Raw genomic sequence first — 25,706 nt, 5'->3', positions numbered from 1 at the left:
GCTCGAGCCATAGCGCGCTGCGGGTGAGCCATTTTTTTGCCGGCTAGATTTTACCGTTTTTTTCGCGTTCGGCGACTTCAGCGTTCAACTCTTCCAGCTTAGCAGACATTAATTCACGGCAGTGGGTCGCCAGTTTACGTACCGACGTGGTTTCAAACTGCGTGGTATCCACTGGCGGCAGCATTTCCACGATCACTAAGCCATTGTTCCAGCGATTCAGTTTGATTTTGCCGTGGGTGTTAGAGACCACTACAGGGATGATCGGCACGCCCGCCGCCACCGCCGCATGGAAGGCGCCGGTCTTGAACGGCAGCAGACCGCGTCCGCGGCTACGCGTCCCTTCCGGGAACATCCAGAAGGAAATTTTCTTCTTTTTAAACTGCGCCACCAGCTCGCCGATGGTGCCGTGCGCTTTGGCGCGGTTATCGCGGTCAATCAGCAGGTTACCGGTCAGCCAGTAGAGCTGGCCGAAGAACGGGATCCACAGCAGGCTTTTCTTGCCCACTGTGACCGTGGTCGGCTGCACAATATTGGCGGCGGTGATCATGTCGTAGTTGTTCTGATGGTTAGCGATGTAAATCGCGTTACCGTAGCTTTCAGCGTCCACCGGTTTACGCAGTTCGACTTTGACGCCAAACACCGTCGACAGACGACCAAACATGTGACCAAAGGTCGCCACGTGGCGCGGATTACGCGGTGAAAACAGACACCAGATGCTGCCAAACACACAAACCAGAATCGAATAAATCACAACGATCAACGTGCGTAAAATTAGTAACATAGCTTCCTCAAATGTGGCAGTCCTTCGCCTTTTCAGTCTTACTCTTCGCTATTCGCGTCACTTTTTGGCCGCGCTGGCGCATTCACTTCCACGCTATCGATCCGCTGCAGTCCGCGCGATACGCTACCGCGACGGCCGCGCTCAGCACGCACTTTCTGCAGATCTTCATCACGCATGATCAGCTTACGCTTGCCGACATAGATAGTAATGGAACTGCCCGGCGGCAGAATCAGCAGCCACTGCAGCTTGTCCACGCCCGCGGCGGCATCCGCGGACGGAATCGAGATAATCTTGTTGCCCTTGCCTTTCGACATCTGCGGCAGATCGGCCACCGGGAACATCAGCATACGGCCGGCCTGAGTGATGGCCAGCAGCATGTCGTCGCCAGAGTGCACCGCCAGCGGCGTCATCACTTTGGCGTTTTCCGGCAGCGTCAGCAGCGCTTTACCGGCGCGGTTGCGCGACACCAGATCGGCAAAGGTACAGATGAAGCCGTAGCCGGCGTCGGAGGCCATCAGCAGCTTCTGATCGTCCGCTTCCATCAGCACCTGCTCAATCACCGCACCCGGCGGTGGCGTCAGCTTGCCGGTGAGCGGCTCTCCCTGCCCGCGCGCCGACGGCAGCGAGGTCGGATCCAGCGTATAGCTGCGGCCGGTGGAGTCAATAAACGCCACCGGCTGGTTGCTCTTGCCGCGCGCGGCGGCACGGTAGCTGTCGCCCGCTTTGTAGCTTAATCCTGCCGGATCGATATCGTGACCTTTGGCGCTGCGCACCCAGCCCATCTGCGACAGCACAATGGTGACCGGCTCAGCGCTCACCAGCTCGTTCTCGCTCAGCGCTTTCGCTTCTTCACGTTCGTGCAGCGGTGAACGGCGATCGTCGCCGTAGGTCTGGCTATCCGCCAGCAGTTCTTTCTTCAGCAGGTTACTCATTTTGCGATCGGAGGCGAGGATCGCCTGCAGCTGATCGCGCTCTTTTTCCAGCTCGGCCTGTTCACCGCGAATCTTCATCTCTTCCAGTTTGGCGAGATGGCGCAGTTTCAGTTCCAGAATCGCTTCGGCCTGGGTTTCGCTGATGTCAAAGCGCGACATCAGCACTGGCTTCGGCTCATCCTCGCTGCGGATGATGTGAATCACCTCATCAATATTAAGGAACGCCACCAGCAAACCTTCGAGGATATGCAGACGACGCAGCACGCGTTCCAGACGATGATTGAGACGGCGTGTCACGGTATCGCGGCGGTACACCAGCCATTCCGAGAGGATCTCCAGCAGGTTTTTCACCGCCGGACGGTTATCCAGCCCGATCATGTTGAGGTTAACGCGATAGCTCTTCTCCAGATCGGTGGTGGCAAACAGGTGGTTCATTACCTGATCGAGATCCACCCGGTTGGAGCGCGGCACAATCACCAGCCGCGTCGGGTTTTCGTGATCCGATTCATCGCGCAGATCCTCCACCATCGGCAGCTTTTTATTGCGCATCTGGCTGGCGATCTGCTCCAGCACGCGCGCGCCCGACACCTGGTGCGGCAGCGCGGTGATCACCACCTCGCCGTCCTCTTTTTTCCACACCGCACGCTGGCGGATCGAACCACGGCCGTTCTGGTAGATCTTGCGGATCTCGTCGCGCGGCGTGATGATCTCGGCTTCGGTCGGGAAGTCCGGCCCCTGCACGATCTCCAGCAGCTCATCCAGCGTGGTGTTGGGCTTGTCGATCAGGCGCACCGCGGCTTCGGCCACTTCGCGCAGGTTGTGCGGCGGAATATCGGTCGCCATACCCACGGCGATGCCGGTGGTGCCGTTGAGCAGGATGTTCGGCAGGCGCGCCGGCAGCATTTTCGGCTCCTGCAGCGTGCCGTCGAAGTTGGGGATGTAATCCACCGTGCCCTGCCCCAGTTCGCTGAGCAGCACTTCGGCATATTTCGACAGGCGCGATTCGGTGTAACGCATCGCCGCAAAGGATTTCGGATCGTCCGGCGCACCCCAGTTGCCCTGACCATCCACCAGCGGATAACGGTAGGAGAACGGCTGCGCCATCAGCACCATCGCTTCGTAGCAGGCGCTGTCGCCGTGCGGATGGTATTTACCCAGCACGTCACCCACGGTACGCGCCGATTTCTTGAATTTTGCGCTGGCGTTAAGCCCCAGCTCGGACATGGCATAAACAATGCGGCGCTGCACCGGCTTGAGACCGTCACCGATGTACGGCAGCGCACGGTCCATGATCACGTACATGGAGTAGTTCAGGTACGCGTTTTCAGTAAACTTGTGCAGGGCAAGACGCTCTGCGCCATCCTGTGTCATTTCACTCATTAAGCTGGCATCCTCACTTCGTGGCCCGCAACGGCGGGTCATCCGGCGGTCATTTGGCGAGGATAGTACCTTATTCGTGGGATTTAGTCACAGGGAAGCCGTTGAGGACGGAAAGAATCTCCCGGCTTTAAATAACGTGACGCCGGTTGGAAAAATAAAAAGGATTGGGAGCATCATCACACTTATTTAGCGCGTTATTGTGTGAGCAGACTCGCATTTAATTTCCCGTCAACGCGGTGTATTAATGCTGTCCGCCTGACGGGACAACATTTAGTATTGTTGCTGCCGCCATCCTTTCCTAAATTCATACTCCATAAGACACACCTTTTTCGCGACGGCTTGCTGGCACTGAAATAAATGCCACAAGGAAAAATCCCATTAGGTTTTACCAAAATAAAGGGTGACCGAATGCAAATACTGACTTCGCGACAACACCGGTTAGTGAAATTGCTGTTGCAACAGGCGGCGCCGCAGCCGATTGGTCAGCTGGCGTTACAGCTCGGCGTCTCCGGGAAGACCATTCAGCGCGACCTGCAGTGGCTGGAGAGCTGGCTCAGCAACTGGGCGCTGACACTGGAGAAAACCCCTGGCCGCGGCGTGCGGCTGCGGGTTGAGGATATGCAGCAGCGTTTGCAGCTGGAGCAGCAGCTGAACGGCGACGAGGCCGGCGACGCGCTCAGTCATAACAGCCGGCGGATAAAAATCGCCTCCCAGCTACTGAGCGATGCGCCGCGTGCTACGTCAATCAGCAAGCTGTCCGAGCGCTACTTTATCAGCCACGCCTCGATTGTGAACGACCTGAAAGTGATAGAAGAGTGGCTGCAGCCGCTGGGATTAACGCTGCAGCGCGGCCCGGGCGGCACGCACATAGAGGGCCATGAGCAGGCGCTGCGTCAGGCGATGGTGTCGCTGATCAACGATGTGATGCAGCAACAGGTCGCCGGTACGCCGCTGCTGCCGCGGCTCGATCCCGGCAGCCAGCAGGCGCTGGTGCACTATTTTGGCGAAGAGGATGTGGCCTTTGTGCAGACGCTGCTGCAACAGATGGAGCAGCAGCTGAGTTATCCGCTGGGCGATGCCTGGTATCTCAATCTGTGCACGCACATCCTGATCATGATGCACCGCATGGCGCAGGGCAACGCGCTGGCGCTGGACATTCTCACCACCGCGCACGATCTCGATCAATCGATTCTCACCATTGCCCGGCAGATGGTGGCGCGCATTGAGCAGCGCATCGGCTGTGCATTGCCGGCCGATGAAGTCGGTTTTATTTATCAATATATCGTCTCCTCCGGCATTGTGGTGGAAGAGCGTGGCGATCAGGTGACGCTGCATAATCAATTTTCCACTGCCGAGTCGGTTAAAATAACCTGCGAATTAATTGATCGTTTCTCGGCGTTTATTCAGCAGGACTTATCTCAGGACCGTTTATTATTTGACGGTTTACTGGTGCATATAAAGCCATTATTAAACCGGCTTAAATATCACATTCATATTCGCAATCCGCTGCTGGATGATATTAAACAGGAAATGAAAGAGATATTTTCTCTGACCCAGCAGGCAATGCAGCTGACCGCGCGCACCTTCGCCCTGTCGCCGGTGGCTGAGGATGAAATTGGTTATTTGTGCGTCCATTTCCAGGCGGCACTGGAGCGGCAGATCGCCCACAAACGCATCCTGGTGGTGTGCTCCAGCGGCGTGGGTACCTCACACCTGCTAAAGAGCCGCATATTACGCGCCTTTCCGGACTGGGAAATTGCCGGCGTGGTGTCAGCCAGCAATCAGGCGGCGTTTTGTCAGCACCACGCGGTGGATTTGGTGATTACCACCATCCATCTCGACGCCGGTGCCATTCCGGCCGTGTATGTCAGCGCCTTTTTTAATGATGACGATATCCGGCGGGTCACTGACGCCATGATTGGCAGCCAGCTGCCCAACGGCACGCCCTGCGCGTTGGCCGCACACTGATTGAATGAGGAGCAACCATGGACATTTCCCGCATTCTGACGCCGCGCCGCGTTAACCTGGCGCTCAGCGCCACCAGTAAAGAAGAGGCGATCAACGAACTCACCGATCTGCTGGTGAGCGACGGCGCCATCAGCGACCGCGCCGCGTTTATTGCCGATGTCTGGCTGCGTGAAGCGGAAGGCTCGACCGGCTTCGAAAACCATATCGCGATTCCGCACGGCAAATCGTCGGCGGTAAAACAAACCACGCTCGCCATTGGCCGCACCCAGCAGGACATTCCGTGGGAAACGCTGGATGGCAGCCAGGTGCGCTGCATCATCCTGTTCGCCGTGCGGCTGGAAGATCAGAACACCACCCATATTCGCCTGTTGTCGCAGGTGGCCAGCGCGCTGGCCGATGATGAGGTGATAGCCCGACTGCTGGCGGAGAATGACCCCGGCAATATCATTCGGCTGTTTAGTCAGTACGCCGAAACCGACCTCTGTTAACACCCAACACCTTGAGGTGCCACATGAATATCGTCTGTGTAGCGGCCTGCACCGCAGGCATCGCGCATACCTACATTGCGCGCGAAAAACTGATTAAGGGGGCTCACGCGCTGGGCCACACCATCCACGTTGAAACCCAGGGCACCATCGGCACTGAAACGCCGCTGACGCGTGAGCAGATTGACGCCGCTGACGTGGTGATCCTCGCGGTTGACGTCAAGATCAACGGCGAACAGCGCTTTCAGGGCAAACCCATCGTGCGAGTGAAAACCGAAGTGGTGATCAAGTCACCGGTGAAATTCCTCGAAAAAGTGGCGGATTCACTGGCGCGCGCCTGAGGAGATCGATCATGAGCGATCACAAACGTCAGTACGGCCAGGAGATCAAAGGCCACCTGCTCACCGGCATCTCATGGATGATCCCGCTGATCGTCGCCGCCGGCATCTGCATTGCGCTCGGCCAGGTGATTGGCGGGCCGGACGTCGGCAAGCAGACCGGCAGCATTGCGTGGATGCTGAACCAGATCGGCGGCTGGGGCATGGGGCTGATTGTGCCGCTGATCAGCGCCGCCATCGCCTACTCGATTGCCGATCGTCCCGGCTTTGCGCCCGGCCTGATCGTCGGCTTTATCTGCGGCCAGATCGGCACCGGCTTTATCGGCGGGATTCTGGGCGGTTTCCTCGTCGGCTATACCGTGCTGCTGCTGCGCCGGGTGATCAGGCTGCCGCAGTCGATGCAGGGGCTGATGCCGATCATGGTACTGCCGCTGCTCAGCACCATCATCGCCGGGCTGCTGATGATGACCTTTATCGGCCAGCCGATCGTCTGGCTGCAAAAGACGCTGATTCATCTGCTGGAGTCCATGCAGGGCGGCTCCAAATTCGTGATGGGCGCCATCCTCGGCGCGATGGCCACCTTCGACTTTGGCGGGCCGATCAATAAGACCATGTCGCTGTTCGCAGACGGCATGCTGGTCGACGGCATTTACGGTCCGGAAGCGGTGAAGTTTGTCGGCTCCATCATTCCGCCGTTCGGCATCACCCTCTCTTATCTGCTGACGCGCCACAAATACACCAAAGCAGAGAAAGAGGCGCTGAAAGCCGCGTTCCCGATGGGCATCTGCATGATTACCGAAGGCGTGATTCCGATTGCGGCACGCGACCTGCTGCGCGTAGTGGCCAGCTGCGTGGTGGCCTCAGCGCTGGCCGGCGGACTGATTATGGTGTGGGGCGTGGAAGCGCCGGTGCCACACGGTGGCATGTTCGTGGTGCCGCTGTTCACCAAACCGTGGCTGTTCTGCCTGGCGCTCGGCATCGGCACCGTGGTGTGCGGCGTGATGCTGTCGGTGATGAAAAAACCGGTCACACAGCAGGATGAAGAGTTCGATGACGTGGAAGCACCTGGCGTCCGCGATGAAGAGATCAAATTCACTCTGGAATAAGGAGCCCGCATGTTTGCCATGATGAATGACCTGATTCAGGCCGCCTTCCAGCACAAGTACGCGGTGCTGGCGATCAACTGCTTCAACCTCGAAACCGCCCGCGCGGCGATTCAGGCGGCGGAACAGCAGCGCGCGCCGCTGATTCTCAACGTGTATCAGGGACACAGCGCGCATTTTCCGCCGGCGGTGGCGGCGCCGCTGGTACAGGCGCTGGCCGCTCAGGCCGCAGTGCCGGTAGCGCTGGCGCTTGACCACGGCAAAGCCTTTCCGCTGATTGGTCAGGCGTTTCGCGCCGGCTTTACCGGGCTGATGATTGACGCATCGGCCGAACCGCTGGCGGACAATATTCGTCAGACCGCAGCGGTAGTGAAGATGGCGCATACCGCTGGCGTGTGCGTTGAAGGCGAGCTGGGGCATATCGCCGATGCGCCCACATATGAACTGGCCGATGCCGCCGTGAAGATGACGCGGGTAGAAGACGTGCTGCCGTTTATTGAGCAGACCGGCATCGATCTGCTGGCGATTTCGGTCGGTACCGCGCACGGGCTTTATCCGCCGGGCGTAAAGCCGAAGATCGACTTTGAACGGCTGCAGCAGCTGCACGCGGTGACGACGCGGCCGCTGGCGCTGCACGGCGGCTCGGGCACCCCGGCGGAGGATATACGCCGCGTCAGCGCCTGTGGCGTCGCCAAGATCAACGTCGGCGCTGCGGTGTTCGACGCCGGTAAGCACGCGGTGCAGCAGGCGCTGCGCCAGCATCCGCAGGCCGAGCTGGCCGATGTGCTGGCGCTGATGGAATCCGCCTGTCGCGAAGTGGTTATTGAATATCTGAGCTGGTCAGGGTCGGCAAACCGCTACTGACGGCGCGCACGCCCCGATCGCGGCGCAATTTCCAACTGTTTCTTTTTATCCCTCATCGGGTCGGCGCGTGCGCCGGCTCTGGTAAAACTCACGCTAAGGAAACATAAACATGTTGATTTCAATGAAAGAGATGCTGGCCCCGACCCGTGAACATCGCTTCGCCATCGGCGCATTTAACGTCGCTGACAGCTGCTTTATCCGGGCCGTGGTGGAAGAAGCCGAAGCCACCAACACGCCCGCCATTATTTCTATCCATCCGAGCGAACTGGAATTTGTCACCGATGAATTTTTTGGCTACGTGCGCGAACGCACCTTAAAAAGCCGCGTGCCGTTTACTATTCACCTCGATCACGGCGCTTCAATTGCGCAGGTGCTGCGCGCTATTCAGTGCGGCTTTACCTCGGTAATGATTGACGGCTCGCTGCTGCCGTACGAAGAGAACGTGGCGCTGACCAAAGAGGTGGTGAAGCTGGCGCACGCGGTGGGCGTGTCGGTGGAGGGCGAACTCGGCACCATCGGCGATACCGGCACCACAGTGGAAGGTGGCGTGAGCAAGGTGATCTACACCGAACCGGCGCAGGCGGAAGATTTTGTGCAGCGCACCGGCGTCGATACGCTGGCGGTGGCAATTGGCACCGCGCACGGTATCTATCCCAAAGATATGAAACCGGAGCTGCAGATGCACATTCTGAAGGATATCTCGCAGCGCGTAGATATTCCGCTGGTGCTGCACGGCGGTTCGGCCAATCCGGACGCGGAGATTGCCGAGGCGGTGACGCTGGGCGTAGGCAAGATCAATATCTCCAGCGACATGAAGTTCGCCTATTTCGCCAGACTGCGCGAGATCCTCGCGCGGGAGAGCTGGTGGGATCCGAATGTGATTTATCCGGATGCCATCGCCGCTGCGAAAGCGGTGATTCGCTACAAGATGAATCTGTTCGGCGGGTTAGGTAAAGCCGGGTTGTATCGTTGATGTTAAAACAATAAATATGGCCGCTACGGAAGTGCAGGATGTCAGTTGCCCATGCCGTAGCGGCGCGTTTTATCGCGCGTATTCACCCGCCGCACTGCTGCTGATTGCGCAATAAATTGCGCCGCTACAGGACGGTAACGCCTGTCGCAATACGATTTATCGCTAACGATTACTTCACCACGCCCAGCCACTGTCTGGCGATCTGCGCATATTCGCCGGTGGCAGTGCTGAGGTGCAGCCACTGATCGACATACAGCTTCCAGCTCATATCATCACGCGGAATCATGTAAGCCTTCTCGCCATATTGCATCGGCTGTTGCGGATTGATGGCACACAGCGACGGATAGTGCTGCTGCTGAAACAGCGCTTCGGAAGCATCGGTGATCATCACGTCGGCTTTGTTATCCACCAGCTGCTGGAAAATCCCGGTGTTCTCCGCCAGCTGCAGGCTGGCCCGCGGCAGATGACTGTGCACAAACGCTTCGTTGGTGCCACCAGCCGGCTCGATTACCCGCACCTGCGGCTGGTTGATCTGCTCAACCATCTGGTACTTCGCTTTATCCGCGCAGCGCACCAGCGGAATTTTGCCATCGACGCCCAGCGGCTGCGCGAACCAGGCAATCTGCTGACGTTTAAGCGTCACGGAGACACCGCCCAGCGCGATATCACACTGTTTCGCCACGAAATCCTCACTCAGGGTTTTCCACGTGGTTGGTACCCACTGCACCTTTGCGCCGAGGCTGGCGGCCAGCGACTGCGCCATGCTGATATCCAGCCCTTCATACTGGCCGTCGCTGCGCAGAAAGGTGTAAGGCTTGTAATCGCCAGTGGTGCAGACCTTCAGGGTTTTGCTCTGGCGAACGTTATCAAGGTGGGATTGCGCCTGAGTCGCGCCGGCCACCAGAAGTAAGGCACTCAGTATCACAGTTTTCATGGTGTGTTCTTTTTAAGTGGATGTTGGTTTGCGTGCGGATTGTTGCATAAGTAGCGGCATTATTGCTTTGAGAGCAAAAGTCTTGTGATCAATCACGCATTTTTTTGCCCCGCGCGCGCGCGTAGAGTGGGCGGCATCTATGAGAAACGGAGCGAATTATCCATGAGCAAGATTTTGATTATCGACGGCGGCAAGACCTTTGCCCATTCCAAAGGCGAGCTGAACCATACCCTGACCGAAGTGGCGGCCAGCCAGCTGCGCGATCTGGGCCATGAGGTTCAGGTAACCGTTGCCGATAGCGACTACAACGTGGCGGACGAAGTACAGAAATACCTCGACAGCGACGTGGTGATTTATCAGATGCCGGGCTGGTGGATGGGCGAGCCGTGGACGGTGAAAAAGTACATCGATGAGGTGTTTACTCTGGGCCACGGCGCGCTGTACGCCAGCGATGGCCGTTCGCGCAGCGATGCCAGCAAAAAATACGGTTCCGGCGGCCTGATTCAGGGCAAAAAATACATGCTGTCGCTGACCTGGAACGCGCCGCTGGAAGCCTTTACCGATCCCGACCAGTTCTTTGAAGGCGTCGGCGTGGACGGCCTGTACCTGCACTTCCATAAAGCCAATCAGTTCCTTGGTATGGAAAGTCTGCCGACCTTTATCTGTAACGACGTGATTAAACAGCCGGACGTGCCGCGCGATATCGCACGTTATCGGACTCATCTCAGCCAGATCTTTGCTTAACTGTAAGCACACCGGGAAAAAACAGAAGGAAGCGTTATGTTAACTGTGGTTGCAGAAATTTGCGTTAAGCCGGGCCGCCGTCAGGAGGTGCTGGAGGCGATTAATAAACTGATCCCTGTCGTGCTGGAAGAAGAGGGTTGCCATCAGTACGATGCGCTGGTCGATCACCAGGCGCAGGTGCCGTGGAAGCAGAACTCGCCAGACTCGATCTTTATGCTCGAGCAGTGGGAATCGCTGCGCCATCTGGAGCAGCATCAGCAGATGCCGCACATGGATGCGCACCGCGCCACCATCAAAGATGACGTGGTAGACGTGAAAATTCTGGTGCTGGAACCGACCGCCTGATTTTTCCGCTGCAGGCATAAAAAAAGCCCCGGTTTTGCGACCGGGGCTTTTGTTTAGCGACTAATCAATGATCAGTGCTGTTCGTTGTGCAGGTTCTGCACCAGCAGTTCCGCATCACCGTTGCTGTAGACGTTGTACTCGTTGCCACCGACGGTGACGGTACCGGCCGCCTGCTGCCAGGAGCTGGCATCTTCACCGGCTGGCAGGATGTCTTCCAGCGTCAGCGCCTCGCCCTGTTTAGCGTTCACCACCAGCTGCGACTTGCCGTTGTCGATGAACAGGGAGTCCTGGCCCTGCGCCATGATGTCGTTGAGCGACATGCTCATCAGCCCTTCTACATCCGTGGCACCGGCAGCGAAGATCGAGTTGATCTCTGGCGGCGGCGGCGGAGTGACGTCGACGTTGGTCGAAACGGTTTTGTCGATGACCAGTTCATTACCGGCCGCATCGCGGATCGTGACGTTAAAGGCATAATCGCCTTCTGCCAGTTTGTCAGACTCATAGCGCCACACGCCGTTTTGCACCACGGTAGAGCCGATCAGCTCAGTACGCGCTTCGTCGGCCCAAATCATCACGATAGAACCGTCTTCTGACCCCTTGCCTTTGAAGATCAGGGTGTCGTCGTTGGTGTCCGGCAGCACATGGGTTTCAGTGCCGGTTTTATCCGCAAACACGCCTTCGAAGTTAGCATCAGCGCCACCTTCAACCAGCTCCGGCTTAGTGGTATCCACGTTGAAGTTAATGGCGGCTTCTTTGTCGCCTTTTACACCGGACTGGCTCACCGGCTGTACTTCAACTTTATGGTTACCCTCGCCCAGTTCTGGCAGCTCATAGCTCCACTCACCATTCTCAACCTTGACGACGACAGGTTCCTGATCGTCGATGTAGATGATCACCTCTGACAAATCCGGTGACGTGCCCTTCAGGGTTGGCTGTTTGTCATCGGTGACCATGCCGTCTTTGATCTCACCGGTGATAGGTCCGATGTTATCCTCCAGTATGTACGAGCCTTCCATTGAGCCTGGCTTTTTGGTGTCGATGATCAGATCGATAGGATCGGATGGGTTGGACACGTTGCCAGCCGGATCGGTGATTTCGATAATCACTTCGTAGTTACCGTCATCGATTGGGTTCTCAGGTTTCACTTCCCACTTGCCATCTTCGCCCACGATACCGGTACCAATGACCACTGGATTACCTTTACCGTCATCAATGATGACTTCCACTTTGTCGCCCGGGGTGCCGCCGTCGCCGCCGAAGCCTGGACGGTTGTCATCAATAGGTTTACCTGGTTCAACCGGACCGGTGTTGTCACCTTCGTTATCGACAATCGTCGGTGGTTTTGGCTGATCCGGTGGCGTAACATCAATGATCACGTTAATAGGATCAGAGGTCGGTGACTCTTTGCCGGTGGCCGGATCTTTGGCGATCAGTTCAATATCGTGTGAACCCTCTGTCAGTTCTGGCAATTCAATTTCCCACTTGCCATCTCTAACAATTGCGCTTGCCACCGTCTCGCCATCAACGATCACGGAGATGATGTCGCCATTGTTGCCTTCACCGCGCAGCACTGGCGTGTTGTCGTTGGTGGAATCACCCGGCTGCAGTACGCGCTCTTCATCGCCGTTGTTGGCGACCATCTCATCCAGCACCGGTGCTGGCAGCGTGTTGCTGTCGACAACCAGTTTGAACGGATCGGTTTTCTCAGAAACGGTGCCGCCTTTGCTGATGGAATCCACAACCAGCGAGTGCTCACCTTCACCCAGCTCAACCTCCAGACTCCACTGACCACGGTTGTTCGCCACGGTAGAGCCAATCAGTTTGTCGCCGTCCCACACGCGCACGATCACACCGGCATCCGCCACACCCGACAGGGTTGGGGTTTTGTCATCGGTGATGTCACCTGACTTCAGCGGACCGGTAACGCGGCCTTCATCATCGTAAACCTGAGCCAGCTCTGGCGTACCCGGTACGGAGGTATCGAGCGTCAGCGTAAAGTTGTCAGAACGCGGGCTCTCGGCGCCGAAACGATCGGTGTAGCTGGCGCTGAACACGTGGGTGCCGTCGGTGGTCAGTTCCGGCGTAAAGCTCCAGCGGCCATCGGCACCGGCTTTTACGCTGCCAATCACGTTGGAGCGAATATCGTAGATTTTGACTACGCTGTCCGGCTGAGCAACACCGTACAGGGTTGGGGTTTTGTCATTGGTGTAGTTGCCTGGCGTCAGATAGGTATCTGCGCTGCCTTCATTATCGATCACGCGCATAATCTGCGGTGCTTCTGGCGCAGAAGTGTCGATATTGTAGATTAGCGGAGTTGATGGTCCCCAGTTGCCCGCGCGGTCCAGATAACGAATGCCGGCAACGTGTAAACCCTCTTTCAGCTCCGGCGAATCAAACTGCCATTTGCCGCTGGCATCAGCACGAGTGGTGTAAACTGTATCATCAATTACTATCTGTACTAATGCATTGGGTTCCGCGTTTGTACCGCCGATCGTAATTACTTTTGTGTTGATGGTTTTAACGGGTTTACCAGTTAACGCAGCCGCGTCCACAGAGGCTGATTCTGCTGGCGTTTCAGATACCGCTTCGTTCACTGCCTGAGTGACCACACCGTCGGCAATCGTCAGGTTGAAAGCATCAGAAATCGGGCTTTCATGGCCAACCTTATCTTTCGCCATCACGGTCAGTTTGTGCTCGCCGTCTGCCAGCTCCGGCGTGATGCTCCATGCACCCATTTTGTCTGCTACGACGGAACCGATCTCTTCACCGTTATCGTACAGGGTAACAATCGTGCCAGGCTCGGCCACACCGGACAGCGCCGGCGTTTTATCGCTGGTAGCGTCACCCGGCGTCAGATAGTGATCTTCCGCCGCATTATCAATTACACGCCAGATTTCCGGTTTCGCCGGAGGCGTCGTATCCATATCGAGAATGAAGATAGCCGGGTCACTCGGGTTGGTCGCTTTATCAATCGATACCAGCTGAATAACATGGGTGCCGTCTAACCAGCTGGTTTCTGGGTCGAATGACCATTTGCCGTCCTCGCTGATATCAACGATGTGCACTTTACCATCGATTGTAATCTCCAGCTTGCCGCCGTTGGCTTTTTTTACTTCCTTATCGATCCAATTATAAAATTGATTGTTGGTCGAGATAACGCGGGCGTTCTCTAATTTATCTTGAATATTAGCCATGATGTGTATTCCTTTTACGTTGAATAATGTTTCGGGATTTCCAGCCGAATACAGGTTTAATTTCGCTTTTTATGTCTGCAGACAATACGAGAAACGTCTTAATCGATTAAGTTATGTGAACCCTTAATAACTTTATCGAGGCACAGTGCCTCACACCTCATCAATATGAGATGTGAGAATGTGCTGCTAAAATAATTAAATCAGATCACTTGTTTTCAACACTGATAATAACCCGGCGCTCGCTGGCATAGCATGCTTTCTGCTCCTGCAGGCTGCCAGAACAGTTAGTATTAACCTGAGATTCCCCCATGCTCTGCGCGGTGATATTGGCCGCATTCATTCCCTGGGCGATCAGCAGTGCTTTCACCGCCTCAGCGCGACGCTGGCCGAGCGCCATATTGCTGCTGTCGCTGCCAATAGGATCGGTAAAGCCGGTGACGATGATGTGGCGTTGAGCGGCATTTTCCTTTTTCAGCATGCCGGCAAAGCTGCTGAGTGCTTCGCGCCCCTGTGCGGAGATGTCGTTGCTGTTGGCACTGCCAAAGCGGAACAGCAGGTCAGATGAAAACGCATAGTTATCATAAGCTTCAGCCGTTCCTTCCTGACAGCGCTGTACCGACGATGCGCGCGACAGCAAATGAGCCTGCCGTTTGGTGCTCAGTAACTCCTGCTGCGCCTGCTGCTGGCTGACCACCAGCGGACGGCCGCTGTCATCGAGGTTAGCGCGAATGTAGTAGGTTTTACCGGCAGCCAGTTTATCACTCCACGATTGCGCGCGTTTACCCTGATAATCTGGCGCATCGTTGACATAACTGCCCAGCGAATGGGTTCCCGGCGCAACACAAAACACCGTATAGCCACCGGCCAGTAACGACGTCTGAAATTCACCGTCGACATAAATATTCGCCGGTTTTTCTCCGGTTAATGAAGCCGGACGATAATAAACCACCCGCGCCTGCTCTGCCGATACCGGCGATAAACTGCGCCATGCGGCACCAAATGAATTTTGCGCCTGGGTTGAATAAGTCGTTAATACTGGCGCACACACCAGTGAAGCTAAAAGTAATTTTTTTGCAATTTTCATTTAAGATTCACAGGTGCAATAAATTGCACCTGTATGCTCCAGATAAATTAGAATTGTTCGATTTCGTTCTGTAAGAACAGCGCATCTGATTGGGAAGTATTTTCAGCCATTACACCACTCTGGCTTTCCTGATTATTCCAGTCATTAAACGCATCGTTATTAAGCTGCAGTAATTCCGCATTAATCGGCTGCGGCTGATCGTCGGCCTCATTGAACAGTTCATGATTGTCCAGCGAAAGCAGAGCAGAAAGATCGAGACCGGCCAGCTCAAGCGCATTAATTTCCGGCGGCGGCGGTGGAATGGTGTCGACTTCCACTTCATAAATGTCCGTTTTGCCGGTCACTTCGCCATCGCTGGAGAACACGCCGCGTAGCTGATAGATATCGTCTGCCAGATCCGTCGTCGTCAACTCCCATTTGCCGTCAGCCCCAATTGTGGTAGTGAAGCTGTAGCTGTTCTCGAGACCGACAATGTAGATGGTAACCAGCTCGCCTGGCACGCCTTTACCGGACACAATGATGCTCGGATCGTTCATCGCGCCGCCGTTTTCGATTGGCGTACGCACGCCGGCGTCGTTATTGTCTTTAAAGATATGCTCAATCACGCCGGAAACCGGAACGTCCGGATCGGGCAGGCCATCGACAGGTTCAGGATCGACCGGCACTTGCGTGTCGCCTTCAAACCCAATCGTGACCTTGTCAGAGGCCGGCGATTCGTTACCGGCCGGATCGCGCACCACGATTTCCAGCTCGTGCTCGCCCGGTTGCAGATTGTTTTCGGGCGTGAAGGTCCATTTGCCGTCTTCTACAATCACCGAACCAATGGGCTTGCCGTTGTCGATAATCACTACGATGTCGCCGTCGTTGCCGCTGCCTTCCAGCGTCGGACGCAGATCTTTTGTGGTGGAACCGTCTTCCAGCGGATTACCTTCGCTGTCTTTAATCACGCCGATGCCCGGATTTTCCGGCGCCACGGTGTCCACATCAACGATGAACGGATCGGATGGAAGTGATTTGTTCCCCACCTGATCGACCACTACGATGCTCAGCTCGTGTCGTCCATCCTGCAGCGCCGGAGCCGTAAAGGTCCAGTTGCCTTCGGCGTCCACCCTGGCGGTGCCCAGCTTCACGCCATCGTTCCAGATTTCTACCGTCGAGCCCGCTTCAGCTTTACCGGTCAGCGTCGGCGTATTGTCTTTCGTCACGCCACCTTTTTCGATCAGCACCGGCGGATCCTGCATATCGTCCATCACACTGCCAATGGTGCCTTTAGCTGGCGCCGTCAGATCGATGATGAATTCCCACGGATCGCTCTCTTCACCCACCACGCCTTCGGCGTTACGCTCGGCGGTAACGATGCTGTGATTGCCAGCCGCCAGCGGTTTTTCCGGCGTAAAGGTCCAGTTACCCTCGTCATCCACCAGCACTTCGCCCAGCAGCGTCTCACCATCCCATATTTCAATGGTGTTGCCCGGCGTGCCGGTGCCGTTGAAGGTGGGCATGGTGTCGTCGGTGCGGCCGCCGTTCGCTACCGAACCGGTTACGTCGCCGATATCATCAATCACATCGCTGATGGTGGGCTTGCTGATATCGCCGCCGCCGCTGCCACCGCCGCCTTCACCTTTGCCGCTGTGGCTGCCGTCGTTATTGTCGTAGTGGTGCTTCGCCGCGACATAGCCAAGACCCGCCGCCGCCGCGATAGCCGCCAGGCCACCGAGCGCAATCAGCGCCGGCGACCATTCAAAGCCGCTGGCCAGTGCGTAACCGGAATTATCATCAACGCTGCCTTCACCCAGCGCCAGCGCGGTGGTTTCGCCGTCGGCCAGCGCGGCCGCTTCGTGGTCGGCATTGCCGTCCGTCGCGACGTAAGCGTGCATTTCGCCGTCTTCCGCTTTACCCACTAAGGTGCCTGATTTAGCGAAGAAATCTTCGATAATCAGATCCGGTTTGCTGGCGTCTGAGCCTTCCAGCATCACCAGCAGGTTTTTCCCTGCGCGTTTAACGGTGATGTTTTCAGGCGCGGTGCCGTCCTGGTTCTGCGTCAGCAGATATTTACCGTTGGTAATTGCCTGAATCTTCACTGCTTTGCCATCTTTACCGGCGCGCAGCACTTCCGCTTTGGTTATGGTTTTCTTATCGATAACCGCCACACTTACGGGTGAAACGTTCATGATTCTTCCTTCCGTCGATTAATTTTGACTGCGCGTTTGCAGGCAAGCGCCGCAATCTCCCTGGCTCTGCCCTTGGGTGGGTTCAAAGTTGCGACATAATCCGGAAAGAGATAAATCCGAGACATAAGAAATGTCCCGTTAGGAAAAAATTCTTAAATGGGCGGCCGAAAGATAGCTAAATCATTAACCGATTGAATTAAAGCGTTTTTATCGATGAGGGCAGAACATAACAGGAAAGATTATTCAAACAGAACCGGACTATAACAGATGATTTTCCTGAATTTTTTCCCGTAAAAAATCCAGAAAACAGGTGATGCGGGAACTGAGCGACTGGTTGCGATAGTACACCGCGTGAATGGGCAGGCGCAGTTCGCGCGTGTCATTTTCCAGCACCTGTACCAGCCGGCCGCTGGCGCGATCCTCGCGGCTGACAAAATCCGATAGCCGCACAATGCCCTGGCCGGCCAGCGCCAGCTGGCGCAGGGTTTCGCCGCTCGACGCGCAAAGCGTAGGTTTGATGCGCAAAAACTCGCCTTCGCGCTGCCATACCGGCCAGACATTGTGCGCGTCCAGCTGGCTGAATCCCAGCAGCTGGTGCGTCAGCAGATCTTCCACGCTCTGCGGCGCGCCGGCTTTTTCCAGATAGGCCGGACTGGCCAGCAGGCGAATCGCGCTGCTGCCCAGCACGCGGGCGCGCAGCGTGGAGTCGCGCAGTTCGCCAATGCGAATAGCGATATCGGTTTGCTGCTCAAGCAGGTCGATGACAATGTCATCGGTGTTCAGCTCCAGCTGAATTTGCGGATAGCGCGCGCAAAATTCGGCAACCAGCGGCACGATAACATGCAGGGTAAACGGCGTATTGGCGTTGACGCGCAGCCGTCCGGAGGGAATGTCGCGCCGCTGCGCGATATGCTCTTCGGCCTGCTCCACCGACGCGAGGATTTGCCGCGCGTGATCGAGAAAAATCAGCCCCTCTTCGGTCAGCGCCAGGCGACGCGTAGTGCGGTGCAGCAGTGTGGTTTGCAGTTTGCTTTCGAGGCGGCTCAGCGCCCGGCTGATGCCGGAGCTGGTTTGATCCAGCTGTTCCGCTGCGGCGGTAATCGAACCGGTGTCCACCACCGCGACCCAGGCGCGTAACTCTTCCAGTGTGATTTTCACTCTTCCTACCTCAGCGCATTGCTACTTCGAGACCGGTCTTAGCCTCGTTCTCACGGCTGCTGAGGTAGATTGCTCCACGTTCAGCAGCGGCAGGATACCACAATGCAGCAAAACGCAGGGATTAGCGCTGACCCGGGTCAGCAGGCGGCCTGGTTGTGCCGCGCCCAGCGCGGTTTATATTAACGGGCATGCGGCGATGGGACAGATCGGGACGGGCAGCGATGGCACGCGTTGCCGGCATAAAAAAGGGACGCCGCAGCGTCCCGTTTGCATCACACTTCGAGGTCGGCGAGGTCGCCTTTTTCCTGCAGCCAGTTGCGGCGGTCTTCCGAGCGTTTCTTCGCCAGCAGCATGTCCATCATCCGTAACGTCTGCTCGACGTCTTCTTCGTCGACCGTCAGTTGCACCAGACGACGGGTGTTGGGATCGAGCGTGGTTTCGCGCAGCTGCAGCGGGTTCATCTCACCCAGACCTTTAAAGCGCTGCACGTTCGGCTTGCCTTTTTTCCGCTTCAGCTGCTCCAGCACGCCCTCTTTTTCGTCTTCATCGAGCGCGTAATACACCTCTTTACCGAGGTCGATGCGGTATAGCGGCGGCATCGCCACATAGACGTGGCCCTGCTGCACCAGCGAGCGGAAGTGCCTCACAAACAGCGCGCACAGCAGCGTGGCAATGTGCAGGCCGTCGGAGTCCGCATCCGCGAGGATACAGATTTTGCCGTAGCGCAGCTGGCTGAGATCTTCACTGTCCGGATCGATACCGATCGCCACCGAAATGTCATGCACTTCCTGCGACGCCAGCACTTCGTCCGACGACACTTCCCAGGTGTTGAGAATCTTGCCTTTCAGCGGCATGATCGCCTGATATTCGCGGTCGCGCGCCTGTTTGGCGGAGCCGCCCGCAGAATCCCCTTCCACCAGGAACAGCTCGGTTTTATTCAGATCCTGCGCGGTACAGTCGGCCAGCTTGCCCGGCAGCGCCGGTCCGCTGGTCAGCTTTTTACGCACCACCTTTTTCGCCGCGCGCATACGACGCTGTGCGCTGGAGATCGCCAGCTCGGCCAGCATTTCGGCGGCCTGCACGTTCTGGTTGAGCCACAGGCTGAAGGCATCTTTCACTACCGCTGAGACAAACGCCGCGCACTGGCGTGAGGAGAGACGCTCTTTGGTCTGTCCGGCAAACTGCGGATCCTGCATTTTGACCGACAGCACATAGGCGCAGCGATCCCAGATATCCTCCGCCGACAGCTTCACGCCGCGCGGCAGAATATTGCGGTATTCACAGAATTCGCGCATCGCGTCGAGCAAGCCCTGACGCAGGCCGTTAACGTGCGTTCCGCCCTGCATGGTCGGGATCAGGTTGACGTAGCTTTCGGTCAGCAGCTCGCCGCCCTCCGGCAGCCACAGCAGCGCCCAGTCGACCGCCTCCACATCACCGGCAAAGCTGCCGACAAACGGTTTTTCCGGCAGCGTTGGCAGGCCGTTCACCGCTTCGCTCAGGTAATCCGTCAGGCCATCCTGATACAGCCAGGTTTGCTCGGTATCGTTCACCTTGTCTTTAAAGACAATTTCAACGCCCGGGCACAGCACCGCTTTGGCTTTCAGCAGATGCTTGAGGCGGGAGACCGAGAAGCGCGGGCTGTCGAAGAAGCTTTCGTCTGGCCAGAAGTGAACGCTGGTGCCGGTGTTACGTTTGCCTACCGTACCAATCACCGCCAGATCCTGCACTTTATCGCCGTTTTCGAAGGCGATCTGGTAAATCTCACCATTGCGGCGCACCGTGACTTCCACGCGCTTCGACAGGGCGTTCACCACCGAAATCCCTACGCCGTGCAGGCCGCCGGAGAACTGGTAGTTTTTGTTGGAGAATTTACCGCCGGCGTGCAGGCGACAGAGAATCAGTTCGACCGCTGGCACGCCCTCTTCCGGGTGGATATCGACGGGCATACCACGGCCATCATCGATCACTTCCAGCGACTGATCGGCGTGCAGGATGACTTCCACACGTTTGGCGTGACCGGCCAGCGCCTCATCGACGCTGTTGTCGATCACTTCCTGGCCCAGATGGTTAGGGCGTGTGGTATCGGTGTACATGCCCGGACGGCGACGTACCGGTTCGAGGCCGGTTAAAACCTCAATGGCGTCAGCATTATAGCTAGATTGGCTCATCGTAACAGTCTGATTAGCAATAGGAAAATGGGCCCATCCCGCAGCATCAGGGAGTATTCAGTCCCAGAAAATCAATCATCTGCGCAAAATGGCGTTCGAATCCGATATAGGCATGATTGCCGCCCTCTTCTACCGTCTGACGGCACGCGCTGTAGTAATCCAGCGCCTGGCGATAGTCGAGCACTTCATCGCCGGTTTGTTGCAGCAGCCAGAGTAGATCGGGCGCTTCCAGAGGGTCAATCTGCATCACTTTCAGATCGTAAATGTGGCGAGACTCTAACACATATTGCTGGCCGGTGTAGGGATTCCGGTTTTCACCCAGATAATCCACCAGCAGTTCAAACGGCCGCACCGCCGGATTCACTACCACCGCCGGCAGCATGAAACACTGCGACAGCCAGGTGGCAAAATAGCCACCGAGCGATGACCCCACCAGCCCGAGCGTTTCACCGGCATACTGCATCACCAACTCTTCCAGCAGCGCGGCAGCCTCAGCGGGAAAAGTCGGCAGCTGCGGCACCAGCACCTCAATGTGCGGATGCTGCGCCTGACACCACTGCTGTAACTGCGTCGCTTTAGCCGACTGCGGTGAGCTGTTGAATCCGTGCAGATAAATCAGCGCCGCCATGGTTTAGTAGCCCTCGGAATCCAGATCCGGACGGAACAGATCGCTCTGCAGACGATTCACTTCGGTGTGCAGCGTGCCATCCGCCTGCAGCGTCAGCCAGCGCCAGCCGGGCGCTACGGTATCAATGGTGAAGTTGGTGCAGTGCGGTTTGAACTGGACGCAGGTCGAAGGCGACGCCAGTACGCGGCGGCCGTGCCAGTCGAGATCCAGCTCCTGATGAATGTGGCCGCACACCAGGTGGCGCGCCAGCGGGAAGTTTTGCAGCACCGCATCCAGCTGATGCGGATTGCGCAGGCTGTGCTGATCAAGCCAGGTACAGCCGGAGGCCAGCGGATGATGGTGCAGCAGCACCAGCGTGTAGCGATCGGGGAACTGACGCAGCGTGCGGTCCAGCCACTCCAGCTGATAGTCGCTCAGCATGCCGTGCGGCACGCCAAAAACCTGGCTGTCCAGCAGCACCAGCTGCCAGTGCTCGCCAAGCAGCACATGCTTGTCCGCGGCGATGCCGGCCTGCGCCAGCGTATCCACCATCGCCGGCTGAAAATCGTGATTGCCCGGCAGCCAGACGCACGGCTTCGGCAGACGTGCAATGCCCGCAACAAAATGCTGATAAGCTTCGACGGTGTGATCCTGGGCGAGATCGCCGGTGGCGATAATCAAATCGTAATCGCGCTGTTGCGCCGCGATGGCGTCCAGCACCGCATCAAAACTCGACCAGGTATTCACTCCAAGCAGCGATTGATGTTTTCCCGCGAAAAGATGGGTATCCGTAATTTGTAAAATCCTGATATCGGACCCATTTGCCGCAGGAAGAGTTAGCAGGCTATCCAAAGCGTTTCCTTTCTCTCCACGCTATCGTTGCGTTATATACCCGTGCGGATTCAGGGTATCGCTATCAGCACACCGGTACAGCCATCGCGCCGTGCGCCAGGCAGTACCGCAACCAGTCGGCAAGGAACTGGTTAATCTGATGTTTTTCATCGCGCTGATGCAATTTTTTATTAGGATAATCATAGCGCGCTTTGAAGCGATAGATCTGCTGAGTGGAACACACTTCAGCCACCATCGCATCATGGTAGAGCCGCACCGACATGGACGGCAGGCTCCAGTAGCTCACTGCGGGTGCCACCTGGCGGATCTCCACCAGCGTGGTATAGCGCGTCGACTCTTCAATAGTCAGCTGATAACTGGCGCCGTTCACCTGATACATCACCGACGCACCTGCCTCGTCACTGCGCGGCAGCAGGCGGCGCAGCTGAGCGAAATTGGTTTCGCACAGACGCATCATTTCGGGGAAATCAGGGGTATAGCGCTGTTTCATGTTGGCTTCCACTCTTCTCGTAGTTTCTCATGGTGCAACGCCAGCCATTGCAGAGCGATGACAGATGCCGCGTTATCAATAATCCCCTCTTCCACCCAGCGATAAGCCTGTTCGCGGCTTACCACATGCACAAGAATATCCTCATTCTCTTCCTCCAGCCCGTGATTTCCCTCTGCCTGGCTGGCATCCACTTCGCCCACCAGCACCGACAAACGCTCAGAGGTTCCGCCGGGGCTGGCTAAGTAATTCACTATCGGTTTGACCCGGCCAACCTTGAGGCCAGCCTCTTCGACCGCTTCACGACGCACCACATCTTCAGGCGTTTCACCCGGTTCAATAATGCCGGCCACCATCTCCAGCAGCCAGGGCGTGGCGCTGGAATCATAGGCCGGAATGCGGATCTGTTCGATCAGCACTACTTCGTCGCGCAGGGGATCATAGGGTAGCAGCACGGCAGCGTGTCCGCGCTCAAAAACTTCGCGCACCACTTCACCGCTCATGTCGCCATTGAAACGGCGGTGGCGGAAGCGGTAACTGACGATGGAAAAAAAACCATCGTAGCGAGTATCGCGTGCAATAATTTCTACATCGTTTTTTGTGAAAGTCACAGGGGATTTTTTTTCACCCGCCATCATCTGGTTCCTTATGCAGATTGGGATGGAGCGAAGAAAAGCCAACCCTTGTGCTCCGTCCGAGTGGTTCTTTCTGAATTATTTACGTAAATTAGGGGGAGAAGGCACGTTCAGCCAACTTATCTCTGACGCCGCCTCTGTAGAATCGGCGATTATTTTTTGGCTTACCTGCAGCACACTCTCTGTGCATTTGCTGCAACACAAGGAATGCAAATGAAAAAACTGCTCCCACTTTTTATTGGACTGAGCCTGGGCGGTTTCAGCCTTGCCAGCCAGGCAGAAAACCTGTTGCAGGTCTACCAGCAGGCGCGCCTCAGCAACCCGGATCTGCGTGCTTCAGCCGCCGATCGCGACGCTGCTTTTGAGAAAATTAACGAAGCGCGTAGCCCGTTGCTGCCGCAGCTGGGTCTGGGTGCAGATTATACCTATAACAGCGGCTATCGCGACAACAGCGGTCTCCATTCCAACACGACCAGCGCCTCGCTGCAATTAACGCAGACGATTTTCGACATGTCGAAATGGCGTGCGCTGACGCTGCAGGAAAAAACGGCCGGCATTCAGGACGTTACTTATCAGGTAGCGCAGCAGGATCTGATCCTGAACACCGCAACCGCCTATTTCAACGTGCTGAAGGCCATTGATACGCTTTCTTACACTGAAGCGCAGAAACAGTCGATCTACCGCGAACTGGATCAGACCACTCAGCGTTTTAACGTCGGTCTGGTGGCCATCACCGATGTGCAGAACGCCCGTGCTCAATACGACAGCGTGCTGGCCAATGAAGTAACCGCGCGCAACGACCTGGATAACGCGGTGGAATCGCTGCGTCAGATCACCGGCATGGATTATCTGTCGCTGGCGTCACTGAATATCGATCGTTTCAAAACGGCGCGTCCGGAAGCGGTGTCCAATTTGCTGAAACAGGCTGAGAGCCGTAACCTCAATCTGCTGTCTGCCCGCCTGAGCCAGGATCTGGCGCGTGAGCAGATTCGCTCCGCCGAGTCCGGCCACATGCCGACGCTGGATCTGACCGCTTCTACCGGTCTGTCGAACAGCAAATATGGCGGCAGCCGCGCTAATCAGAGCGCCGGTACCACTGATTCAATCACCGGCTCCAACCAGGTTGGCCTGAGCTTCTCACTGCCTCTGTACAGCGGCGGTTCAGTGACCTCGCAGGTGAAACAGGCGCAGTACAACTTTGTCGCCGCCAGCGAGCAGCTGGAAGGCGCGCACCGTAGCGCGATTCAGACCGTCCGTTCTTCGTTCAATAACGTGAACGCTTCGATCAGCAGCATCGACGCTTACAAACAGTCGGTAATCTCAGCGCAGAGCTCATTAGATGCTTCGGAAGCCGGTTATCAGGTGGGTACGCGTACCATCGTTGATGTGTTAGACGCGACTACCACGCTGTTTAACGCTAAACAGCAGCTGTCGAATGCGCGTTACAGCTACCTGATTAACCAGCTGAACATCAAATATGCGCTGGGCACGCTGAACGAGCAGGATCTGCAGCAGCTGAACAGCACGCTGGGCAAAGAAGTGACGACCTCGCCAGAAGTGGTCGCGCCGGAAAACAGCCAGCAGGCTGCGCGCGTGGATAACGGCCCGAAAGCGACCTCCGCTTCCGCCGCCGCTCAGGCCCGTCCGGCCGCGGCACGTAACAGTGCCAATCCTTTCGCTAATTAAGCCTTCAAGGGGCCGCTTGCGGCCCCTTTCGCATTCAAACGTATAACAACGTAAAGATCCCCTTGCCACCCGGCTTCCCGCTTCATTTTCCACCACTCATCACCTATCCTAAGCCCCACCTTTGGGCACAGGATGAAGATAATGAAACGGACAAAAAATATTCGTCATGCCGCTTTCCGTAAAAGCTGGCAGGCACGCCATTTAACGCCGGTCGCACTGGCGGTCACCGCCGTGTTTATGCTGGCAGGCTGCGAACAGAGCGATGAAACGGTTTCGATGTACCAGAACGCCGATGATTGTGCGAAAGCCAATCCGGGCCAGAGCGCCCAGTGCACCACCGCTTACAACAACGCGCTGAAAGAGGCTGAGCGCACCGCGCCAAAATACGCCACGCGTGAAGATTGCGTCGCGGAATTCGGCGAAAACCAGTGTCAGCAAACTCCGGCACAGGCGGGCGTCGGTACCACGGCGAACAACGCTGAAGCGCAGCAGAGCGGCAGCTTCTGGATGCCTCTGATGGCCGGCTACATGATGGGTCGTCTGATGGGCGGCGGCGCTGGCTTTGCGCAGCAGCCGCTGTTCTCGCCAAAAACCCCTAACAGCCCGGCTAACGGTCAGTTTGTTGATGCTTCCGGTAAAAACTACGGTGCGGCCACCTCCGGCCGGACGGTCAACGTGCCGAAAACCGCGCTGGCGCCAAAACCGGCCACTACGTCTACCATCACCCGTGGCGGCTTTGGTGAGACGGTAGCCAAACAGAACACCATGCAGCGCAGCAGTGCCACCAGCACCGGCAGCCGCTCGCTGGGAGGCTAAG

Annotated in this window: 22 protein-coding genes; 10 read left to right on the top strand and 12 right to left on the bottom strand. The window is 56.9% G+C overall.

The window, feature by feature from the left end:
• Positions 1-43 precede the first annotated feature (43 nt).
• Together F3J36_RS18010 and parC are read right to left on the bottom strand one after the other, a co-directional pair.
• A complete protein-coding gene (locus F3J36_RS18010) occupies positions 44-781 on the bottom strand; it encodes a 1-acylglycerol-3-phosphate O-acyltransferase (RefSeq protein ID WP_166720185.1) in 738 nt (245 codons plus the stop codon).
• A 38-nt stretch (positions 782-819) separates the two neighbouring features.
• A complete protein-coding gene (gene parC, locus F3J36_RS18005; protein WP_021509596.1) occupies positions 820-3,093 on the bottom strand; it encodes a DNA topoisomerase IV subunit A in 2,274 nt (757 codons plus the stop codon).
• A 408-nt stretch (positions 3,094-3,501) separates the two neighbouring features.
• On the opposite strand from parC, the gene F3J36_RS18000 reads away from it, so the two are divergent.
• The 6 genes from F3J36_RS18000 to F3J36_RS17975 all read left to right on the top strand — a co-directional run bounded on the left by F3J36_RS18000 (position 3,502) and on the right by F3J36_RS17975 (position 8,824).
• Entirely contained in the window at positions 3,502-5,061 is a 1,560-nt protein-coding gene (locus F3J36_RS18000; RefSeq protein WP_058776535.1) for a transcription antiterminator, read from the top strand.
• Between the two features lie 17 nt (positions 5,062-5,078).
• Positions 5,079-5,549, top strand: a complete 471-nt coding sequence (locus F3J36_RS17995; RefSeq protein WP_010618474.1) for a PTS sugar transporter subunit IIA — start codon at positions 5,079-5,081, stop codon at positions 5,547-5,549.
• A 23-nt stretch (positions 5,550-5,572) separates the two neighbouring features.
• Positions 5,573-5,887 (top strand): PTS fructose transporter subunit IIB, encoded by a 315-nt coding sequence (locus F3J36_RS17990; RefSeq protein ID WP_166720184.1) that lies wholly within the window; start codon positions 5,573-5,575, stop codon positions 5,885-5,887.
• An 11-nt stretch (positions 5,888-5,898) separates the two neighbouring features.
• On the top strand, positions 5,899-6,990 hold the full coding sequence (locus F3J36_RS17985; RefSeq protein ID WP_058759786.1) for a PTS fructose transporter subunit IIC: 1,092 nt from the start codon (positions 5,899-5,901) through the stop codon (positions 6,988-6,990).
• Positions 6,991-6,999: 9 nt separating this feature from the next.
• Positions 7,000-7,851, top strand: a complete 852-nt coding sequence (locus F3J36_RS17980) for a class II fructose-bisphosphate aldolase (protein ID WP_058776532.1) — start codon at positions 7,000-7,002, stop codon at positions 7,849-7,851.
• 109 nt (positions 7,852-7,960) lie between these two features.
• Positions 7,961-8,824 carry a ketose-bisphosphate aldolase gene (locus tag F3J36_RS17975; protein WP_021509600.1) on the top strand — a complete coding sequence of 288 codons (864 nt, stop codon included), beginning with the start codon at positions 7,961-7,963 and terminating at the stop codon, positions 8,822-8,824.
• Between the two features lie 169 nt (positions 8,825-8,993).
• Here the strand turns inward: F3J36_RS17975 and F3J36_RS17970 are convergent, their stop codons facing one another.
• Complete coding sequence (locus F3J36_RS17970; RefSeq protein WP_166720183.1) at positions 8,994-9,758, bottom strand: transporter substrate-binding domain-containing protein; 765 nt, start codon at positions 9,756-9,758, stop codon at positions 8,994-8,996.
• Positions 9,759-9,920: 162 nt separating this feature from the next.
• On the opposite strand from F3J36_RS17970, the gene F3J36_RS17965 reads away from it, so the two are divergent.
• Together F3J36_RS17965 and F3J36_RS17960 are read left to right on the top strand one after the other, a co-directional pair.
• A complete protein-coding gene (locus F3J36_RS17965; RefSeq protein ID WP_010618479.1) occupies positions 9,921-10,502 on the top strand; it encodes an NAD(P)H-dependent oxidoreductase in 582 nt (193 codons plus the stop codon).
• Positions 10,503-10,538: 36 nt separating this feature from the next.
• Positions 10,539-10,847: a putative quinol monooxygenase gene (locus tag F3J36_RS17960; protein WP_058759782.1), complete on the top strand. Its 309-nt coding sequence runs from the start codon at positions 10,539-10,541 to the stop codon at positions 10,845-10,847.
• A gap of 71 nt (positions 10,848-10,918) precedes the next feature.
• On the opposite strand, the gene F3J36_RS17955 is transcribed toward F3J36_RS17960, so the two are convergent.
• The 9 genes from F3J36_RS17955 to nudF form a co-directional block, all read right to left on the bottom strand.
• Positions 10,919-14,041 carry an Ig-like domain-containing protein gene (locus tag F3J36_RS17955; RefSeq protein ID WP_166720182.1) on the bottom strand — a complete coding sequence of 1,041 codons (3,123 nt, stop codon included), beginning with the start codon at positions 14,039-14,041 and terminating at the stop codon, positions 10,919-10,921.
• Positions 14,042-14,246: 205 nt separating this feature from the next.
• Positions 14,247-15,125 (bottom strand): OmpA family protein, encoded by an 879-nt coding sequence (locus F3J36_RS17950; protein ID WP_166720181.1) that lies wholly within the window; start codon positions 15,123-15,125, stop codon positions 14,247-14,249.
• A gap of 47 nt (positions 15,126-15,172) precedes the next feature.
• Positions 15,173-17,296, bottom strand: a complete 2,124-nt coding sequence (locus F3J36_RS17945) for an Ig-like domain-containing protein (protein WP_166720180.1) — start codon at positions 17,294-17,296, stop codon at positions 15,173-15,175.
• A 258-nt stretch (positions 17,297-17,554) separates the two neighbouring features.
• Positions 17,555-18,454: a LysR substrate-binding domain-containing protein gene (locus tag F3J36_RS17940; RefSeq protein ID WP_058776526.1), complete on the bottom strand. Its 900-nt coding sequence runs from the start codon at positions 18,452-18,454 to the stop codon at positions 17,555-17,557.
• A 272-nt stretch (positions 18,455-18,726) separates the two neighbouring features.
• Positions 18,727-20,622: a DNA topoisomerase IV subunit B gene (gene parE, locus F3J36_RS17935; RefSeq protein WP_021509608.1), complete on the bottom strand. Its 1,896-nt coding sequence runs from the start codon at positions 20,620-20,622 to the stop codon at positions 18,727-18,729.
• Positions 20,623-20,668: 46 nt separating this feature from the next.
• Positions 20,669-21,250: an esterase YqiA gene (gene yqiA, locus F3J36_RS17930; RefSeq protein ID WP_166720179.1), complete on the bottom strand. Its 582-nt coding sequence runs from the start codon at positions 21,248-21,250 to the stop codon at positions 20,669-20,671.
• 3 nt (positions 21,251-21,253) lie between these two features.
• Complete coding sequence (cpdA, locus tag F3J36_RS17925) at positions 21,254-22,081, bottom strand: 3',5'-cyclic-AMP phosphodiesterase (protein ID WP_031280131.1); 828 nt, start codon at positions 22,079-22,081, stop codon at positions 21,254-21,256.
• Between the two features lie 64 nt (positions 22,082-22,145).
• Complete coding sequence (locus F3J36_RS17920; RefSeq protein ID WP_021509611.1) at positions 22,146-22,571, bottom strand: DUF1249 family protein; 426 nt, start codon at positions 22,569-22,571, stop codon at positions 22,146-22,148.
• Positions 22,568-23,203 (bottom strand): ADP-ribose diphosphatase, encoded by a 636-nt coding sequence (gene nudF / locus F3J36_RS17915; protein ID WP_021509612.1) that lies wholly within the window; start codon positions 23,201-23,203, stop codon positions 22,568-22,570. Before nudF ends, F3J36_RS17920 begins: the two co-directional genes overlap by 4 nt.
• Positions 23,204-23,416: 213 nt before the next feature.
• On the opposite strand from nudF, the gene tolC reads away from it, so the two are divergent.
• Together tolC and F3J36_RS17900 are read left to right on the top strand one after the other, a co-directional pair.
• A complete protein-coding gene (tolC, locus tag F3J36_RS17905) occupies positions 23,417-24,889 on the top strand; it encodes an outer membrane channel protein TolC (RefSeq protein WP_021509613.1) in 1,473 nt (490 codons plus the stop codon).
• Between the two features lie 141 nt (positions 24,890-25,030).
• Positions 25,031-25,705 (top strand): DUF1190 family protein, encoded by a 675-nt coding sequence (locus tag F3J36_RS17900; RefSeq protein ID WP_021509614.1) that lies wholly within the window; start codon positions 25,031-25,033, stop codon positions 25,703-25,705.
• Position 25,706 lies beyond the last annotated feature (1 nt).

The sequence above is a fragment of the Pantoea sp. Cy-640 genome (genome assembly GCF_011752635.1).
In the GTDB taxonomy this organism is placed as follows: Bacteria; Pseudomonadota; Gammaproteobacteria; order Enterobacterales; family Enterobacteriaceae; genus Pantoea; species Pantoea dispersa.
The sequence above is the reverse complement of the archived record's forward strand: the minus strand, read 5'-3'. Positions and strand labels throughout refer to the sequence as shown.

Coding starts and splice junctions, on each gene's coding strand:
- F3J36_RS17960 (WP_058759782.1), top strand. CDS start 10,539: ATGTTAACTGTGGTTGCAGAAATTTGCGTTAAGCCGGGCCGCCGTCAG.
- F3J36_RS17965 (WP_010618479.1), top strand. CDS start 9,921: ATGAGCAAGATTTTGATTATCGACGGCGGCAAGACCTTTGCCCATTCC.
- F3J36_RS17985 (WP_058759786.1), top strand. CDS start 5,899: ATGAGCGATCACAAACGTCAGTACGGCCAGGAGATCAAAGGCCACCTG.
- nudF (WP_021509612.1), bottom strand. CDS start 23,203: ATGGCGGGTGAAAAAAAATCCCCTGTGACTTTCACAAAAAACGATGTA.
- F3J36_RS17950 (WP_166720181.1), bottom strand. CDS start 15,125: ATGAAAATTGCAAAAAAATTACTTTTAGCTTCACTGGTGTGTGCGCCA.
- parE (WP_021509608.1), bottom strand. CDS start 20,622: ATGAGCCAATCTAGCTATAATGCTGACGCCATTGAGGTTTTAACCGGC.
- parC (WP_021509596.1), bottom strand. CDS start 3,093: ATGAGTGAAATGACACAGGATGGCGCAGAGCGTCTTGCCCTGCACAAG.
- F3J36_RS17970 (WP_166720183.1), bottom strand. CDS start 9,758: ATGAAAACTGTGATACTGAGTGCCTTACTTCTGGTGGCCGGCGCGACT.
- F3J36_RS18010 (WP_166720185.1), bottom strand. CDS start 781: ATGTTACTAATTTTACGCACGTTGATCGTTGTGATTTATTCGATTCTG.
- F3J36_RS17995 (WP_010618474.1), top strand. CDS start 5,079: ATGGACATTTCCCGCATTCTGACGCCGCGCCGCGTTAACCTGGCGCTC.
- F3J36_RS17945 (WP_166720180.1), bottom strand. CDS start 17,296: ATGAACGTTTCACCCGTAAGTGTGGCGGTTATCGATAAGAAAACCATA.
- tolC (WP_021509613.1), top strand. CDS start 23,417: ATGAAAAAACTGCTCCCACTTTTTATTGGACTGAGCCTGGGCGGTTTC.
- F3J36_RS17900 (WP_021509614.1), top strand. CDS start 25,031: ATGAAACGGACAAAAAATATTCGTCATGCCGCTTTCCGTAAAAGCTGG.
- F3J36_RS17975 (WP_021509600.1), top strand. CDS start 7,961: ATGTTGATTTCAATGAAAGAGATGCTGGCCCCGACCCGTGAACATCGC.
- F3J36_RS18000 (WP_058776535.1), top strand. CDS start 3,502: ATGCAAATACTGACTTCGCGACAACACCGGTTAGTGAAATTGCTGTTG.
- yqiA (WP_166720179.1), bottom strand. CDS start 21,250: ATGGCGGCGCTGATTTATCTGCACGGATTCAACAGCTCACCGCAGTCG.
- F3J36_RS17920 (WP_021509611.1), bottom strand. CDS start 22,571: ATGAAACAGCGCTATACCCCTGATTTCCCCGAAATGATGCGTCTGTGC.
- F3J36_RS17990 (WP_166720184.1), top strand. CDS start 5,573: ATGAATATCGTCTGTGTAGCGGCCTGCACCGCAGGCATCGCGCATACC.
- F3J36_RS17980 (WP_058776532.1), top strand. CDS start 7,000: ATGTTTGCCATGATGAATGACCTGATTCAGGCCGCCTTCCAGCACAAG.
- F3J36_RS17955 (WP_166720182.1), bottom strand. CDS start 14,041: ATGGCTAATATTCAAGATAAATTAGAGAACGCCCGCGTTATCTCGACC.